The following is a 14,818-nucleotide window of genomic DNA, read 5'->3' on the forward strand; positions in this document are numbered from 1 at the left end:
CACCCCCGCCGTCGGCGCCCGGCGCCACCTGAGGTGGCAGGAGCCAACCGGGGCAGCACGGGGCCAGCCGAGGAGGCATGGGCCGCCTGGGCAGCACAGGGCGGCCGAGCAGCCGAACGGCGGAGCGGCACGCGGCGCCGGGCGGGCTGGGAAGGCACAGGCCAGCCGAGGAGGCATGGGCCGCCTGGGCAGCACAGGGCGGCCTAGCAGCCGAACGGCGGAGCGGCCGGGGCCGCATGCGGCGCCGGGCGGCATGCGGCGCCGGGCGGCATGCGGCGCCGGGCGGCATGCGGCGCCGGGGCGGCAAGGGCCGGCCGGGGCTGCACGGGCCAGCCGAGCGGCGGCGGTGCCGCACAACCCAACTCCCGCGGCTCAAACCACCCGGCGCAGCTCAGCTCCGGTTCGTTCCGCCACTCGGCCTGGGATTGATGCCAGTAGGTCCTTCGTGTAGGCGTGTTGGGGCCTCTGCAGCACCTCGTCCACCGGGCCGCTCTCCACCACCTCTCCCGCGCGCATCACCGCCACCCGGTCGGCCACCTGTCGCACCACGGCCAGGTCGTGGGAGATGAACAGGTACGTCAGGCCCAGCTCGTCCTGCAACCCGGCCAGCAGCGAGAGGATCTGCGCCTGCACCGAAACATCCAACGCGGACACCGGCTCGTCGAGCACCACCAGGTCCGGGCGCAGCGCCAGGGCCCGCGCGATCGCCACCCGCTGGCGTTGCCCGCCGGACAGCTCGGCCGGCTTGCGCCGCAGCATCGACGCCGGGAGCGCGACCTGCTCCAACAGCTCAGCCGGACTCCCGGGAGCCCGGAAGGCCCGCAGCGGCTCGGACACGATCTGGCCCACCGTCAGCTTCGGGTTCAGCGACGCGTACGGGTTCTGGTACACCAGCTGCATCCGCCTCCGCAACCGCCGCAGCTCGGCACCTCGCACGGCCGTCACGTCGACGCCATCGAACACCACCGAACCCGCGGACGGCTCCGCCAAGCGCAACACCAACCGCGCCGTCGTCGACTTGCCCGAACCCGATTCGCCGACCAGGGCCAGCGTCTGGCCCCGCGGGATGTCGAACGACACGTCGTCCACCGCGCGAACCTCGCCGAAGTCCTTGCGCAGCCCGGAAACCGACACCAACGCGGGCCCCGACGGCCGCCGGGATCGCAGCGGCGCAGTAGCCAGGCTCGGCGCCGCCGCCAGCAATCGGCGCGTGTACGCCTGGGACGGCGCCGCCAGCAGCTCCGCACTCGGCGCCCGTTCGACCAGCCGCCCCTCCGACATCACCGCGATCTCGTCCGCCCGGTCCGCCGCCACCCCGAGGTCGTGCGTGATCAGCAACAACGCCAGGTTCTCCGCCGCCGCCAGCTCCGCCAGGTGATCGAGGATCCGCCGCTGCACCGTCACGTCCAGCGCGCTCGTCGGCTCGTCCGCGATGATCAACCGCGGCTTCCCGGCCAGCGCCGCCGCGATGAGCGCCCGCTGCCGCAACCCGCCGGACAGCTCGTGCGGGTACTGCCGCGCCCGCAGATCCGGCCGCGAAACCCCCGCCCGCGCCAGCAACTCCACCGCCTCCGCGGCCGCGGTCCGCCGGGTCGCCAGGCCGTGGATCACCAGCGCCTCCCCGACCTGCTCCCCGATCCGCTTGACCGGGTTCAGCGACACCGTCGGATCCTGCGGGACCAACGCGATCTCCCGGCCGCGAACGCCCCGCCACGCCCGGGAGGACAACGAGGTCAGCTCACGCCCGTCGAACGTGATCGACCCGCCGACGATCCGCCCACCCCTCGGCAGCAACCCGATCACCGCGTGCGCGGTCGTCGACTTGCCCGAACCGGATTCGCCGACCACGGCGACCGTCTGTCCACTTCGTACGGTCAGGTCCACCGATCGCACCGCGGGCACGCCCCGGTACGACACGGCGAGATCCCGCACCACCAGCAGCTCACTCATCCCGTTCTCCGTCCAGCGCCCGCGACAACCGGTTCGCCGCCAGCACCACCGCGGCGATCACCAGCCCGGGCAACGTCGTCATCCACCAGGCGCTCGCCAGGTACGCGCGCCCCGCCGACACCAGCGACCCCCACTCCGGCGACGGCGGCGTCGCGCCGTAACCGAGGAAGCTCAGCGCGGAGATCTCCAGCACCGCGGTGCCGAAGCTGAGCACCGCCAGCACCACCACCGGCCCGAGCGCGTTCGGCAGGATGTGCCGGGTCAGCACCCCGAACCACCGAACGCCGCTCGCCCGCGCGGCCTCGACGTACACGCCCGTCCGCACCCGGATGACCTCCGCCCGCATCAGCCGGGCGAAGTTCGCCACGTTCGCCACCCCGACCGCGATCGCCACCTTCGTCGTGCCGAACCCGAGCGCGGTGACCAGCGCCAGCGACAGCAGGATCGACGGGATCGCGAGCAGCACGTCCATCACCCGCATCAGCACCGAGTCGAGCCATCCGCCCCGAGCCCCGGCGACCAGGCCGAGCACCGAGCCCGCCACCAGCGCGATCAGCACCGCCAGCAGAGTCGCCCGCAACGACGCCCCGGCGCCGTGCACGACGCGGGCGAACACGTCCCGCCCGGTCTCGTCGGTGCCGAACAGGTGCGCCGCCGACGGTCCCTGCAACTTCTCCCGCGGCACCCCGGCGAGCGGGTCGTAGCTGGTGAACGCCGACGGCACCAGCGCCCACAGCACGACCACCGCGAACACCACCACGGACAGCACCAGCCCGGGTCGCCGCACCCAGAAACCCGCCCGCACGGCGAGGACCTCAGTCACCGGCCGCCTCCTTGCGGACCCGCGGGTCCAGCAGCGGGTACAGCAGGTCGACCGCGAGGTTGATCACCACGAAGACGAACGCGGCCAGCACGATCACCGCCTGCACCACCGGGATGTCCTGCCCGTTGACCGCCGCCGTGGTGACGCGGCCGACGCCGTCGCGGGAGAACACCGTCTCCGTCACCACCGACCCGGCCAGCAGCTGCCCGGTCACCACACCCAGCATGGTCAGCGCCGGGATCGCCGCGTTGCGCAACGCGTGTCCGAAGTGGACCCGCGCGCGCCCGGCGCCGCGGGCCCGGACGATCTCCACGTACGGCTCGGCGAGCTGCGTGCGCAGGCTCTTGGCGAGCACCTGACCGATGACCGCGCCGGTGGGCAGCGCGAGCGTGATCGCGGGCAGGATCAGCGACTGCATGCCCTGGTTGCCCAGCGCGGGCAGCACCCGCAGCTGGAACGAGAAGATCTGGATCAGCACCAGGCCCACCCAGAACACCGGCAGCGAGATCCCCAGCGGCGGCAGCGACAGCAGCAGGTTGCCCAGCCACCGGTGCCGCGTGTAGGTGCCGGCCAGCGCCGCGCCGCCGCCGAGCAGGCCCGCCAGCAGCAAGCCCAGGCCGGCCACCGCGAGCGTCGGTGGCAACGCGGACAGCACCACGTGCGTGGCGCTGTCGCCGGTGGTGATGGACGTGCCGAAGTCGCCGTGCAGCGCGGCGAGCAAGCGCTTTCCGTACTGCACCGGCCACGGCTCGTCCAGCCCGTACTCGGCCTGCGCCTGGGCCAGCTGCTCGGCGGTCACCGTGGCGCCGGCGTCCCCGCCGCCGAGCTTGGCCAGCACCGCGTCGCCCGGCAGCAGGTAGAGGATCACGAACGACACCGTGAACGCCGCCCACAGCACGACCACCGCCTGGCCGGCCCGGCGCAGCAGGTGCCGCGTCATGAGCCCGAGACCCAGGTGTCGAACAGCTGCAACCGCGACGACGCCTCGAAGTTCACCGCGTGCGCGTCCGGGCCGAGCGCCACCACCTGGGTCAGTTCGAACACCGGGATCGAGTACGCGTGGTCGACGATGAGCCGTTGCGCCTCCTCCGCCGCCGGCTTGCGGGCCGCCGGGGCGACGGTGGCGGCCTGCGCGTCCAGTGCGGCGTCGAGCGGGTTGCCCGGCTGGAGCCTGCTGCGGTTGCCCGCCTTGGTGGAGAAGGTGTTGCGCAGGATGTCCGGATCGGCGCGGGTCACGTTGTACCAGAGGAACTCGTAGTTCCCGGACTGCTGGATCTGCAGGGTCTCGGCGCTGGTGCGCGGTTCGAGCCGCAGGTCGAAGCCGATCCGGCGCAGTTGCTGCTGCAGCAGTTCCAGGACGCTCTGGCTCTGGTTGAACACCTGCGCGTACACGACCGTCGCCGCGAGCCGCTGCCCGTTCTTGACGCGGATGCCGTCCGGGCCGGGAACCCAGCCGTCCGCGTCGAGCAGCCGCGCCGCGCCCGCGGGGTCGTAGGCGAGCTGGGCGGACAGGTCGGCGTGCAGCGGGGTGGTCGAGGCCAGGATGCTGCTCGCCGGCCGGTAGTTCGGCGACAGGACGGTGTCGACGACCTCCTGGCGGTTCACGCCCTTGCTCGCCGCCTGGCGCACCGTCTCGTCGGTCAGGACGCCGCGCGTGACGTTGGCGTGCAGGTTGAACACGATGCCCGGGTTGGGCCGGGTCTGCGTGCCGAACCCGCCGCCCTGGAACTGCGCCTCGTCCACCGGCTGCACCTCGGTGGTCGCCTTGAGCTGGCCGGACAGCAGGCTGCCGGTGCGCACGCCGGGCTCGGGCACGATCTTGTAGTCGACCTTGTCGAGGTAGGCCTCACCCTGGTGCTGCCACAGCGACGAGCCCCAGTCGTAGCCGGGGCGCTTGGCGATGATGATGCCGGCGTTCTGCTTGAAGCTTTCGAAGACGAACGGCCCGGAGCCGATCAGCCCGTCGCCCTGGCAGCGCTGATCGGGCGTCTTCGCGTACGCGGCGGGCGCCAGGATACCGAGCGACATGGTCGAGCTGGCCTGCAGGAACTGCGCGCTCGGCGCGGAGAAGTCGATCCGCACGGTCTGCGGGTCGACCACCGTGGCGCCGGTGTACGCGGCGAGGTAGCCGGAGCCCAGCTGCGCCTTCGCGCCGAGGGCCTTGATGCCGTCGAAGCTGGTCTTCACCGCGGCGGCGTCGACCGGGGTGCCGTCGGCGAAGGTCGCGCCGGTGCGCAGGTGGAAGGTGAAGCTCGTGGAGTCGGCGTTGCTCTCCCACCGCTGCGCGAGCCACGGCTCGATCTCGCCGGTGGCCGGGTCCTGGTCGGTGAGGGAGTCGACGAGCTGGCGGCCCACGTTGAGGCTGACGTTGGTCGCGGCCTGCTGCGGGTCGATGCAGTCGGGGTTGGAGCCGACGGCGATCGTCAGGGTGCCGCCGGGCCGGGGCGGTCCCGCGTCCGCCGCCGTCGAGCCGGACGAGCATCCGGCCACGAGCAGCGCGGCGGCAGCGGCGAGGGGCAGGGTTTTCGCGGGGAGGCTGGGAGACACGAGATCAACGCTAGGCACGATTCCAGCGGTCGAACCGTGCTTCCCAGCCGGTGGGCGAAACCGCGGATTCCTTGACTCAGCAGCGATCCAGCATCTCGGTCAGCGCCGCCTTCTCCGCGCTGTCGATCGTCAGCTGCCACTCGTACTTCACGTCGATCCACATCTTCGCGTAGGTGCACCAGTAGCTCGTGAGCGGCGGCTTCCACTCGTCGGGCGATTTGTCGCCCTTCTCCTGGTTCACGTTGTCGGTGACGGCGATCAGCTGCGGATTGGTCAGGTCGTTGGCGAACGCCTCGCGCTTGGCGGTGGTCCAGGCCGACGCGCCGGTCCGCCAGGCGGCGGCGAGCGGCACGACGTGGTCGATGTCGACGTCGGAGGCGGCGGTCCAGGTCGCTCCGTCGTACGGGCTCTTCCACGTGCCGGAGGTGGCCGCGCAGCTGGAGTCGGTGACGACGTTCGTGCCGTCCCGCTTGAGCACGACCTCGCGGGTGTTGCAGCTGCCGCCCTGGTCGTCCCAGTGCGGGAACTTGTCCCGGGAGTAGCCGGTGGAGGTGCCGTCCGCCTTGACGGTCAGTGCCGCCAGTTCGGAGCGGGCGGTGGTCTCGGACGGGATGTTCGGCGGTTCGGCGACCGCGGTGCCGGTCGCGATGCCGGTGGTGAGCAGGGCCGAGAGGCCGAGGACGATCAGCGAGTTTCGGGCGATGCGCATGGTGCCGCCTTCGGGTGATCGGTGCGGACCTCCCGAAGGTCGGACATGAAGATGGCGAAAGCAATACCTGTGGGTGAGTTACCGACGACAGTAGGTCAACGATCAGTGATCGCCAGCAGGTCCTCGGTGTGCCGGTACCAGGTCCAGCGCGACACCGGCCGCGGGTGCGCGACCCCGTTCTGCACGACGTCGACCGGGTGGCAGCCCAGCTGGCAGGCCCGCCCGGACACCTCGGTGACCCGCCGGAACAGGCCCCGGACCACGCGCACGTCCACGCCCTGCTCCCCGGGCCGGACCACGAACGACCGCGCCGAGCCACGCAGCGCGACCGTGTCGTCACAGTAAGCCTCACCGGTGACCGGACCGATCGTCGCTTCACCCACCAGGACCCCGCCGCTGTCGTCGCGCACGAGCACGCGCGGCCGCGGCTCACCCTTGCGGGCGAGCGCGAGGGCCTCCGACGGGTCCGCGGGCAGCCCCCACAGCCGCGCCGCGGGCGAGCCCGGATCGGTGGGCACGTATCCCACCGGCGTGTCCCCCAACCGGTTCTTCCGCATGATTCGCACCACGACCGCGGCCAGGTCCGCATCCGTGCCCACGACGATCAGCGGCTCCCCGGAAGTGGCCTCGAGCAGGGGATCCACGTCGTTCCGGCCGGGCCGCGCGGGCACTTCCCGCACCCCTGGCTCGTTGCGAACGAGTGACGAACCAGACCCGCAAGCCAGCACCGTTCCCCGCGCCACCGGGTCCTCCGTTACGCTCATGCACCGGCATTTGCCTGCGCTGAATTTCCTGTTGCCGAATACCTGGAGTGTCACATGCCGGCCATCGTGCTCATCGGTGCCCAGTGGGGCGATGAAGGCAAGGGCAAGGCGACCGACCTGCTCGGCGACCGTGTCCAGTGGGTCGTCCGCTACCAGGGCGGCAACAACGCCGGTCACACGGTCGTGCTCCCGAACGGGGAGAACTTCGCCCTGCACCTCATCCCGTCCGGGATCCTCACGCCGGGTGTGACCAACGTGATCGGCAACGGCGTGGTCGTCGACCCCGGCGTGCTGCTCGACGAGCGGGACGGCCTGGAGAAGCGCGGCGTGGACACCAGCCGCCTGCTGCTCTCCGCCGACGCGCACCTGATCATGCCCTACCACGTGGCGATCGATAAGGTCACCGAGCGTTACCTCGGCAGCCGGAAGATCGGCACCACCGGCCGCGGCATCGGGCCGTGCTACCAGGACAAGATCGCCCGCGTCGGCGTGCGCGTGCAGGACCTGCTCGACGAGAAGATCTTCCGCCAGAAGGTCGAGGCGGCCCTGGAGTTCAAGAACCAGGTGCTGGTCAAGGTCTACAACCGCAAGGCGCTGGACGCCGACCAGGTGGCCGACGAGGTGCTGGCCGCCGTCGAGAAGTTCGCGCACCGCATCGCCGACACGCGCCTGCAGCTGAACAAGGCCCTGGAGAACGGCGAGACGGTGCTGCTGGAGGGGTCGCAGGGCACGCTGCTCGACGTCGACCACGGCACCTACCCGTTCGTGACCTCGTCGAACCCGACCGCGGGCGGGGCGAGCGCCGGCTCCGGCATCGGGCCGGGCCGGATCACGACGGTGCTCGGCATCCTCAAGGCCTACACCACGCGCGTCGGGTCGGGCCCGTTCCCGACCGAGCTGAACGACGCGATGGGCGAGCACCTGCGCAAGGCGGGCGGCGAGTTCGGCGTCACCACCGGCCGGTCGCGGCGCACCGGCTGGTTCGACGCGGTGATCGCCCGGTACGCCACGCGGGTCAACGGGATCACCGACTACTTCCTCACCAAGCTCGACGTGCTGTCCGGCCTGGAGCGCGTGCCGATCTGCGTCGGGTACGAGGTGGACGGCTTCCGCACCGAGGACATGCCGATGACGCAGACCGACGTGCACCACGCCGTGCCGATCTACGAGGAGCTGCCCGGCTGGTGGGAGGACATCTCGCACTGCCGGACGTTCGAGGAGCTGCCGGCGAACGCGCGGGCGTACGTGGAGCGGATCGAGGAGCTGTCGCAGGCCCGGGTGTCGGCGATCGGCGTCGGCCCGGGCCGCGAGCAGACGATCGTGCGGCACCAGTTCCTGTAACCGGTTCCACGGCCGGCGTGGCGGTGCCGGTAGCGGCCCCCACCACGCTCAACGGACGCGCTTGACGCGACTCCGCCGCTCCAACCCCGCGGCGGTGCGAGCTGCCCGGGTGGTGAGGCGGCTCCGCCGCCGAACTGAGCTGCGGGACGTGCGTGCCGGGTCGAGGCGAGGGCTCCCAGAAGCTGGGACGCGGAATCCACGCCACCCGGCCGCCGTTGCCGGTGATCATGAGCATCGGAGTGGCGCTGGCCGCGGTCGCCGGCGCGGACCCGGTGCCGCTGCTGGTCGCCGCGATGGGGCCCGCAGGCGGCGCGCGCCACCGGTGAACTCGCCGACGGCACCCTGCCGTTCCTGGCCGGGCCGAAGGTCCTGGCCGACGAGATCGTCCCGGCCATCACCGCCGCCGGCGGAAACCCGCGGGTCGTCGCGTTCGTCGCCGGGGTGGTGACCTCCGACATCGACCGGCTGCGCGCGACTGCCCTCGAACGACTGGCGTTCTACGACCGGATCCCGTCCTACCAGCGGGTCATCGGTCTGGCGGGCGCGTCGCGGGCCGGGGAAGTTGCGGTGATCGGCGACGAGGAGACCGTCGCGGCCGAGGTTCGCCGCTACTTCGACGCCGGCGCCACCGAGGTGGTGTTCACCCAGACCGACCTGGGCAGCGCCGACGATCAGCGCCGCACCTGGAAGCTGCTGGGGGAACTGGCCCGGTAGATCACGACAGCCGGGCGGTGAGGGTGTCGGACAGGGCCAGCTCTTCGAGGTCGAGCTCACGCAGCACCTTGCGCAGCACCTCGTCGTCGAGTTTGCCCTCGGCTCGTTGCGCCAGCATCGTTTCGCGCTGGACGAGCAGCAGTTCGCGGCGCGCCTGGACGAACGCGGCGTGCGGGCTGGACTCGCGTTCCTCGGCGCTGAGCGAGATCGCCGCGACCGCTCCCCGGTACCGCGTTTCGACCAGGGCCCGCAGCCGGTTGACGAGCCGTTCGGCCTTCTCCCGCGGGATGTCCAGCCGGTCGCACAGCTCGGGCGTCAGCTGGTCCAGGCGCTTCAGCGCGGCGTGCATCGCCGCCTCGCGGGCGGCCATCTCCTCCTCCGCGTCCTGCTCGGCGTCGTCCTTGTCGTGCACGTCGAGCTTGCGGATCACCGCGGGCAGCGTGAGTCCCTGGATCAGCACCGTCCCGATCGCGACGACGAACGCGAACAGCTGGATCTCGGCCCGCCCGGGGAACGGCTGGCCGGAGTGGGTCACCAGCGGCACACCGGCCGCGGCGGCGAGCGACACCACCCCGCGCATGCCCGCCCAGGACAGCACGAGCAGGTTCCGCGTCGGCGGCCGTTCGCGTTCGCGGCCGAACAACCGGAGGGCGTGCGGCAGGTAGGCGTTGAGGAACACGTACGGGAACCGGATGGCGATGGTGACCGCGAGCACGGCGATCGCGGACAGGAAGAGCTGCCAGTTGCCGCGCGCGTTCTCGTTCGCGCTCTCCAGCACGAACGGCAGTTGCAGACCCATCAGCGCGAACACGAGCGCTTCGAGCAGCACGTCGAACGACGCCCAGACGGACGAGTCCTGCACGCGCGTCGCCGGGCCCGCGTACAGCGACCGGTCGCCGAGGTACAGCCCGGCGGCGACCACCGCGAGCACGCCGGAACCGCTGAAGTCCGCGGAGAACGGGTGCAGGTGCTCGGCGACCACGTACACCGCGAACGGCACGATGATGCCGAACGCCGACTCCACCAGGGGGTCGTCGAGCTTGCGCCGGATGTAGGCGACGAGCACCGCCGCCCCGAGCCCGACGCCGATCCCGAGCACCGCGGCGACGAGGAACACCAGGATCCCGTGGCCGAGCGACCCCGCGGCGCCCAGCACCGCGGCGAGGCCGATCTTGTAGAGCGTCAGCGCGGCGGCGTCGTTGACCAGGCTCTCCCCGGTGAGGACGGTCATCAGGCGGCGCGGGAGGCGCTGGCGGCGGCCGATCGCGGCGGCGGTCACGGCGTCCGGCGGCGAGACGACCGCGCCCAGCACGAACGCCGAGGCCATCGGCAGGTCGGGCAGCAGCAGGTGCACGATGAACCCGACGACGAGCGCCGTGACGACGACGAGGACCACCCCGAGCCCGATGATCGGCCGGGCGGCGGCCTTGAACTGGGCGAACGAGCTCTCCCGCGCCGTGGAGTACAGCAGCGGCGGCAGGACCAGGGTGAGGATCAGCTCCGGCTCCATCTGCACCCGCGGCACGCCGGGGATGAACGAGACGGCCAGCGCGACCACGACGACCAGCAGGGGCGCCGACAGGTTGAACCGACGGGCGATCGCGGTGAGACCGAGCGCACCGGCGAGCACGCCCATCAAGGTCAGCAGCTCCATACCTGATCCTTACCCAGCGACACGCTCCCCACCCCGCGAGAGCGCGTCGTCTCGTGCACGGCCGAGCCGCGCGGCGAGCACCAGCGTGACCCCCGCGTACACGACGAACGGGCTGACGAGCAAGAACCGGCCGGTGATCGCGTCGATCGAGGGCGCCATCGCGACCAGCGCACCCGCCGGAGCCAGCCGGAGCATCGTCCGGTCACCGGTGCGCAGACCGAGGACCGCGTGCACCACGATCGCCGGCGCGAACCACACCCAGTGGTGCGACCACGAGATCGGTGACACCAGCAGGGCGGCGAACGCGTTGAGCACCACCGCCCGGGCCGGTTGACCCTGTGCGAGTACCCGTCTCATCCCGAGCACCGCCACTACGAGCACCGCGATGCAGGCCACCAGCCACACGGTGCTGTCCAGCCACGTCAGGCCGGTGCCCGGCCGTGCGATCGTTCCGCGCAGGGATTGGTTGATGCGAATGCCGAGGGGTCCGATGTGGTCGGTGCGGAAGATCGCCGAGGTCCAGTAGGACATCGAGTCCGCCGGCCGGGCGAGGTACGCGGCGATCGCACCGGCCACGAAGGTCAGCCCGGCCACGAGTGCCGCCCTGCGGTCCCGGTTGAGCAGGAAGAACAGCAGGAACGCCACCGGGGTCAGCTTGATCGCCGCGGCGATGCCGACCAGCAGGCCGCGCGGCCACCAAGGCCGCTCGGCCAGACAGTCGACCAGCACGAGAGCCATCAGCACCATGTTGATCTGGCCGTAACCGAGGGTGTCCCGCACGGGCTGGAGGCACAGCAGCGCCGGCGCGAACACGATCCCGGTCAGCAACCACGCCCACCGGTCGAGGCCGAGCGCCCGAAACACCGTCAACAGGCACAGCGGGAGCGGCGCCACTATCAGCAGGGCGGTGAACAGCAGGCTCGCCACCGGGTAGGGCACCAGCGCGAGGGGAGTGAACGCCAGGCTCGCGAACGGGGTGTAGGTGAACCACAAGTCGTTCACCAGGGTGTCGGCGTAGAGGAGGCCGTGGTTGAGCACGGTCCGCCCGGCCTCCTGGTAGACCGCGAGGTCCCCCTGGTTGCCCGGCTCGGTGGTCAGCACCTGCAGCACGGCGAGCACATCCATGACGACGACCGCACCCACCAGCACCCGCCTGGCGGCGACCAGCTCCGCGAGCAACCGGAGCCCCCACACCGGGGGACGCGGCCCTCGGTCCTCAACCTCGTGCATAGCCGTAGGACGCCGGTTGGCGGTAGCGGTTGTGTGTCAGCGATCATCCGGGACTCGGCACGCACGCGAAAAAGGGCCCCGGAAATCCGGGGCCCTTTCCGACGGTCCACGTCAGTGCATCATCACCGCGGGCGGGGCGCCCTCGGCGGCGTCCTCCTCCGGCGGCAGCGCCGGCTTCTTCGGCAGGAACAGCGCCGGGATCAGGCACAGCGCCACCAGCACCAGCGTCCAGGTGAACGTCGAGGCGAACGCGTCCGCGCTGCCCACCGCCGCCGCGTCGTGCGTCGCCGGGTTCATCAGCGCCGCCGTCGCCGCGAGCTGGCCCTCGCTGGTCGCCACGCCGAACTTCCCGGCGAGCAGGCTGGCCAGGATGATCGACACGATCGCCGACCCGACGGCGCCCGCGGTCTGCTGCACGATGTTCATCGCCGTCGAGGCGCGCGCCACCGTGCGCTGCGTCAGCGTCTGCAGCGCCGCGGTGCTGATCGGCATCATGCTCATGCCCATGCCGAGCCCCATCACGAACAGCGCGCCCATCAGCAGCAGGTACGACGTGTCCGCGCCGACCCGGGTGAACACCGCGACGCTCGCGATGATCAGCAGGATCCCGGGCAGCACGACCTTGCCCGCGCCGATCTTGTCGACCAGCCTGCCCGCGATCGGCATGGTGATCATGGCGCCGATGCCCTGCGGCGCCAGCAGCAGACCGGCCTGCAGCGCGCTTTCCCCGCGCACCAGCACGAAGTAGGTCGGCAGGATCAGCATCGACCCGAGGAAGGCGATCATGAACAGCGTCATGGTCACCATCGCGATGCTGAACGTCCGGTTGCGGAACAGGGTCAGGTCGACCAGCGGGTTGGCGACCTTCAGCGCGCGCACGACGAACGCGACGATCAGCACGATCCCGGCGAGCCCCGGCAGCCACACGTTGGTCGCGCCGACACCGCCGTGGTGCGGGATGTTCGACACGCCGTAGATCAGCGCCGCGAGACCCGGCGAGAGCATCACCATGCCGGCGAAGTCGAACTTCTCCGCCGGGCGCGGCTCGTCCTTGGGCAGCAGCTTCCACGCCAGCAGGATCGCGACCACGCCGATCGGCACGTTGATGTAGAAGATCCAGCGCCAGCTCACCGAGTCGACCAGCCAGCCGCCCAGGATCGGGCCGCCGATCGGGCCGAGCAGCATCGGCACGCCGAGCACGGCCATCACGCGGCCGACGCGGTGCGGGCCGGCGGTCTTGGTCAGGATCGTCATGCCGGCGGGCATCAGCATGCCGCCGCCCAGGCCCTGCAGGACCCGGAACACGATCAGCGACTCGATGTCCCACGCGGCACCGGCCAGCGCCGAGCCGACGAGGAAGAACGTGATCGCCAGCATGTAGAGCCGTTTGGTGCCGAACCGGTCGCACGCCCACCCGGTGACCGGGATGACCGTGGCCAGCGCCAGCATGTAGCCGGTCGCGATCCACTGGATGGTGTCGAAGGAGGTCTGGAACTCCAGCGTCAGGGCCTGGAGCGCGACGTTGACGACGGTGGTGTCGAGGATCGCCATCACGCTGCCGAGCACGACGACAGCGGCGACCTTGAGCACCGCGCTGTCGAGTTTGTCGGCGTCCGCGGGTCTTGGTTCCGAAGCAGTGGTCATGAAGTGGTCCGTCCAAGGTCTACGAGCGGGCAGGGCCGACCGCAGGAGGAAACCCCGAAGAAAAAGCGCAAATCCCCCTCAGTCCACTTCGAGACTAGCCGGGCGACAGGCTATGACGCGAAGACTTTTCACGTGGCCGGGATCACTTCAGCGCACAGCGAAAACGCGGGCACGGCGCGTGGCCGTGCCCGCGTCCATTCAGGACCGGACGGCGACCAGCGCGGTGTCCGGCTGGTCGGCGAACAGGCCGTCGATGCCGGTGGCGAGGAACGCGTCCAGCTCGGCGAACGCGTTTCCCCAGTCCGACGGGTCGGCCGACGAGCGCAGGTTCGTGGGCAGGAAGCTGTTCTCGTTGCGGAAGGTGTAGGGCACGACCTTCAGGCCGGCGTCGTGCGCGTCCTTCACCAGCGTGGTCGGCGTGCCGAGCGCGCCGGCCGCGGTCCGCGGGATGATCTGCGCCTTCTCCGGGCCGAGGAAGTCGGCGTAGGTGGAGATCTCCTTCAGCCCGGCCGGGGTGACCAGGTCGGCGTAGGTCCGCTTGTCACCGGCGGCGACGAAGTCGGCCGGCGCGCCGGTGGCCGAGGTGAGCTGCACCAGCGGCACCTTCACCTGCTTGCTCAGCGCCTTGAGGTTGGCCACCTCGAACGACTGGATGATCACCGGCGCGGTCCGCTTGTTCAGCCCGTTGCGGTTGAGCAGGTCGACCAGCTTCGGCTCGGTGGGGTTGCCGATCGAGGCGAAGTACGTGGAGTGCTTGATCTCCGGGTAGGTGCCCAGCGTGCGGTGCAGCTCGCGGCCGAGGCGCTTGGTGAGGTCCAGCACCTCCTGGTAGGTCGCGATCTGCCACCGGCCGTTGTAGATCCGGTTGTCCGGGCGGATGTCCGGGATGCGCTCGGTGGCCCGCAGCGTCTTCAGCTCGGCGAGGGTGAAGTCCTCGGTGAACCAGCCGGTGAGCGGGACGCCGTCGATGACCTTGGTGGTCTTCCGGTTCGCGAACTCGGGGCGGGCGGCGACGTCGGTCGTGCCGCCGATCTCGTTCTCGTGCCGGGCGACCAGCTGACCGTCCTTCGTGGGCACGAGGTCGACGTCGACCCAGTCGGCGCCCTGGCGGTAGGCCAGCTCGTAGGAGGCCAGCGTGTGCTCCGGCCGGTAGCCGGGCGCGCCCCGGTGTCCGACGACCACTGGTTCGGCACGCTCCTTGTCAGCGGGGGCGGCTTGGCTCGCGCTGGTGACGCCGGCGGCGCCGACCAGGAACAGGCCGGACAGCGCCAGGGCGGCGAGTCTTCTCCGCACGTCAACCTCCTGGGGGGACGGAAGGGATCTCCGCGCCACTCTCACCGGCGAGTACTACGGCCGCCACACGGGCGGGGGACGGGTGGCTGGCGGGCGGGTGAACGGGGCGTGCCGCAGGTCAGCGTCTACGCTGAGGACCCGTGCGCGTC

General features: G+C 71.3%; 12 protein-coding genes. 2 read left to right on the forward strand and 10 right to left on the reverse strand.

The genetic code is table 11. From position 1 onward, the window contains the following. Positions 1 to 372 precede the first annotated feature (372 nt). From D0D28_RS33870 to D0D28_RS33895, 6 genes are all read right to left on the reverse strand, one after another. Positions 373 to 1,950 carry a dipeptide ABC transporter ATP-binding protein gene (locus D0D28_RS33870; RefSeq protein ID WP_094006532.1) on the reverse strand — a complete coding sequence of 526 codons (1,578 nt, stop codon included), beginning with the start codon at positions 1,948 to 1,950 and terminating at the stop codon, positions 373 to 375. Next, positions 1,943 to 2,773 (reverse strand): ABC transporter permease, encoded by an 831-nt coding sequence (locus tag D0D28_RS33875; RefSeq protein ID WP_240323458.1) that lies wholly within the window; start codon positions 2,771 to 2,773, stop codon positions 1,943 to 1,945. The genes D0D28_RS33870 and D0D28_RS33875 overlap by 8 nt, the downstream gene beginning before the upstream one ends. Further along, positions 2,766 to 3,713 (reverse strand): ABC transporter permease, encoded by a 948-nt coding sequence (locus D0D28_RS33880; RefSeq protein ID WP_116115234.1) that lies wholly within the window; start codon positions 3,711 to 3,713, stop codon positions 2,766 to 2,768. Before D0D28_RS33880 ends, D0D28_RS33875 begins: the two co-directional genes overlap by 8 nt. Next, positions 3,710 to 5,320 carry an ABC transporter substrate-binding protein gene (locus D0D28_RS33885; protein ID WP_240323459.1) on the reverse strand — a complete coding sequence of 537 codons (1,611 nt, stop codon included), beginning with the start codon at positions 5,318 to 5,320 and terminating at the stop codon, positions 3,710 to 3,712. Before D0D28_RS33885 ends, D0D28_RS33880 begins: the two co-directional genes overlap by 4 nt. 76 nt (positions 5,321 to 5,396) lie before the next feature. Then, complete coding sequence (locus D0D28_RS33890) at positions 5,397 to 6,029, reverse strand: HNH endonuclease family protein (protein ID WP_094006535.1); 633 nt, start codon at positions 6,027 to 6,029, stop codon at positions 5,397 to 5,399. 95 nt (positions 6,030 to 6,124) lie between these two features. Beyond that, complete coding sequence (locus D0D28_RS33895) at positions 6,125 to 6,793, reverse strand: hypothetical protein (protein ID WP_205413437.1); 669 nt, start codon at positions 6,791 to 6,793, stop codon at positions 6,125 to 6,127. Between the two features lie 54 nt (positions 6,794 to 6,847). On the opposite strand from D0D28_RS33895, the gene D0D28_RS33900 reads away from it, so the two are divergent. After that, positions 6,848 to 8,134, forward strand: a complete 1,287-nt coding sequence (locus D0D28_RS33900) for an adenylosuccinate synthase (RefSeq protein ID WP_116115238.1) — start codon at positions 6,848 to 6,850, stop codon at positions 8,132 to 8,134. 441 nt (positions 8,135 to 8,575) lie between these two features. After that, positions 8,576 to 8,848 carry a hypothetical protein gene (locus D0D28_RS36420; RefSeq protein WP_205413438.1) on the forward strand — a complete coding sequence of 91 codons (273 nt, stop codon included), beginning with the start codon at positions 8,576 to 8,578 and terminating at the stop codon, positions 8,846 to 8,848. A gap of 1 nt (position 8,849) precedes the next feature. On the opposite strand, the gene D0D28_RS33910 is transcribed toward D0D28_RS36420, so the two are convergent. The 4 genes from D0D28_RS33910 to D0D28_RS33925 form a co-directional block, all read right to left on the reverse strand. Beyond that, positions 8,850 to 10,502, reverse strand: coding sequence for a Na+/H+ antiporter (locus D0D28_RS33910; protein ID WP_116115240.1), 1,653 nt, complete (start codon positions 10,500 to 10,502; stop codon positions 8,850 to 8,852). Positions 10,503 to 10,511: 9 nt separating this feature from the next. Beyond that, positions 10,512 to 11,732 carry a glycosyltransferase 87 family protein gene (locus tag D0D28_RS33915; protein WP_116115242.1) on the reverse strand — a complete coding sequence of 407 codons (1,221 nt, stop codon included), beginning with the start codon at positions 11,730 to 11,732 and terminating at the stop codon, positions 10,512 to 10,514. 111 nt (positions 11,733 to 11,843) lie between these two features. Beyond that, complete coding sequence (locus tag D0D28_RS33920; protein WP_116115244.1) at positions 11,844 to 13,376, reverse strand: DHA2 family efflux MFS transporter permease subunit; 1,533 nt, start codon at positions 13,374 to 13,376, stop codon at positions 11,844 to 11,846. Positions 13,377 to 13,574: 198 nt separating this feature from the next. Then, positions 13,575 to 14,642 carry a glycerophosphodiester phosphodiesterase gene (locus tag D0D28_RS33925; protein ID WP_116115250.1) on the reverse strand — a complete coding sequence of 356 codons (1,068 nt, stop codon included), beginning with the start codon at positions 14,640 to 14,642 and terminating at the stop codon, positions 13,575 to 13,577. Between the last annotated feature and the right edge of the window lie 176 nt (positions 14,643 to 14,818).

It is taken from the genome of Amycolatopsis ruanii (assembly GCF_003385175.1).
Taxonomy (GTDB): Bacteria; Actinomycetota; Actinomycetes; order Mycobacteriales; family Pseudonocardiaceae; genus Amycolatopsis_E; species Amycolatopsis_E thermalba.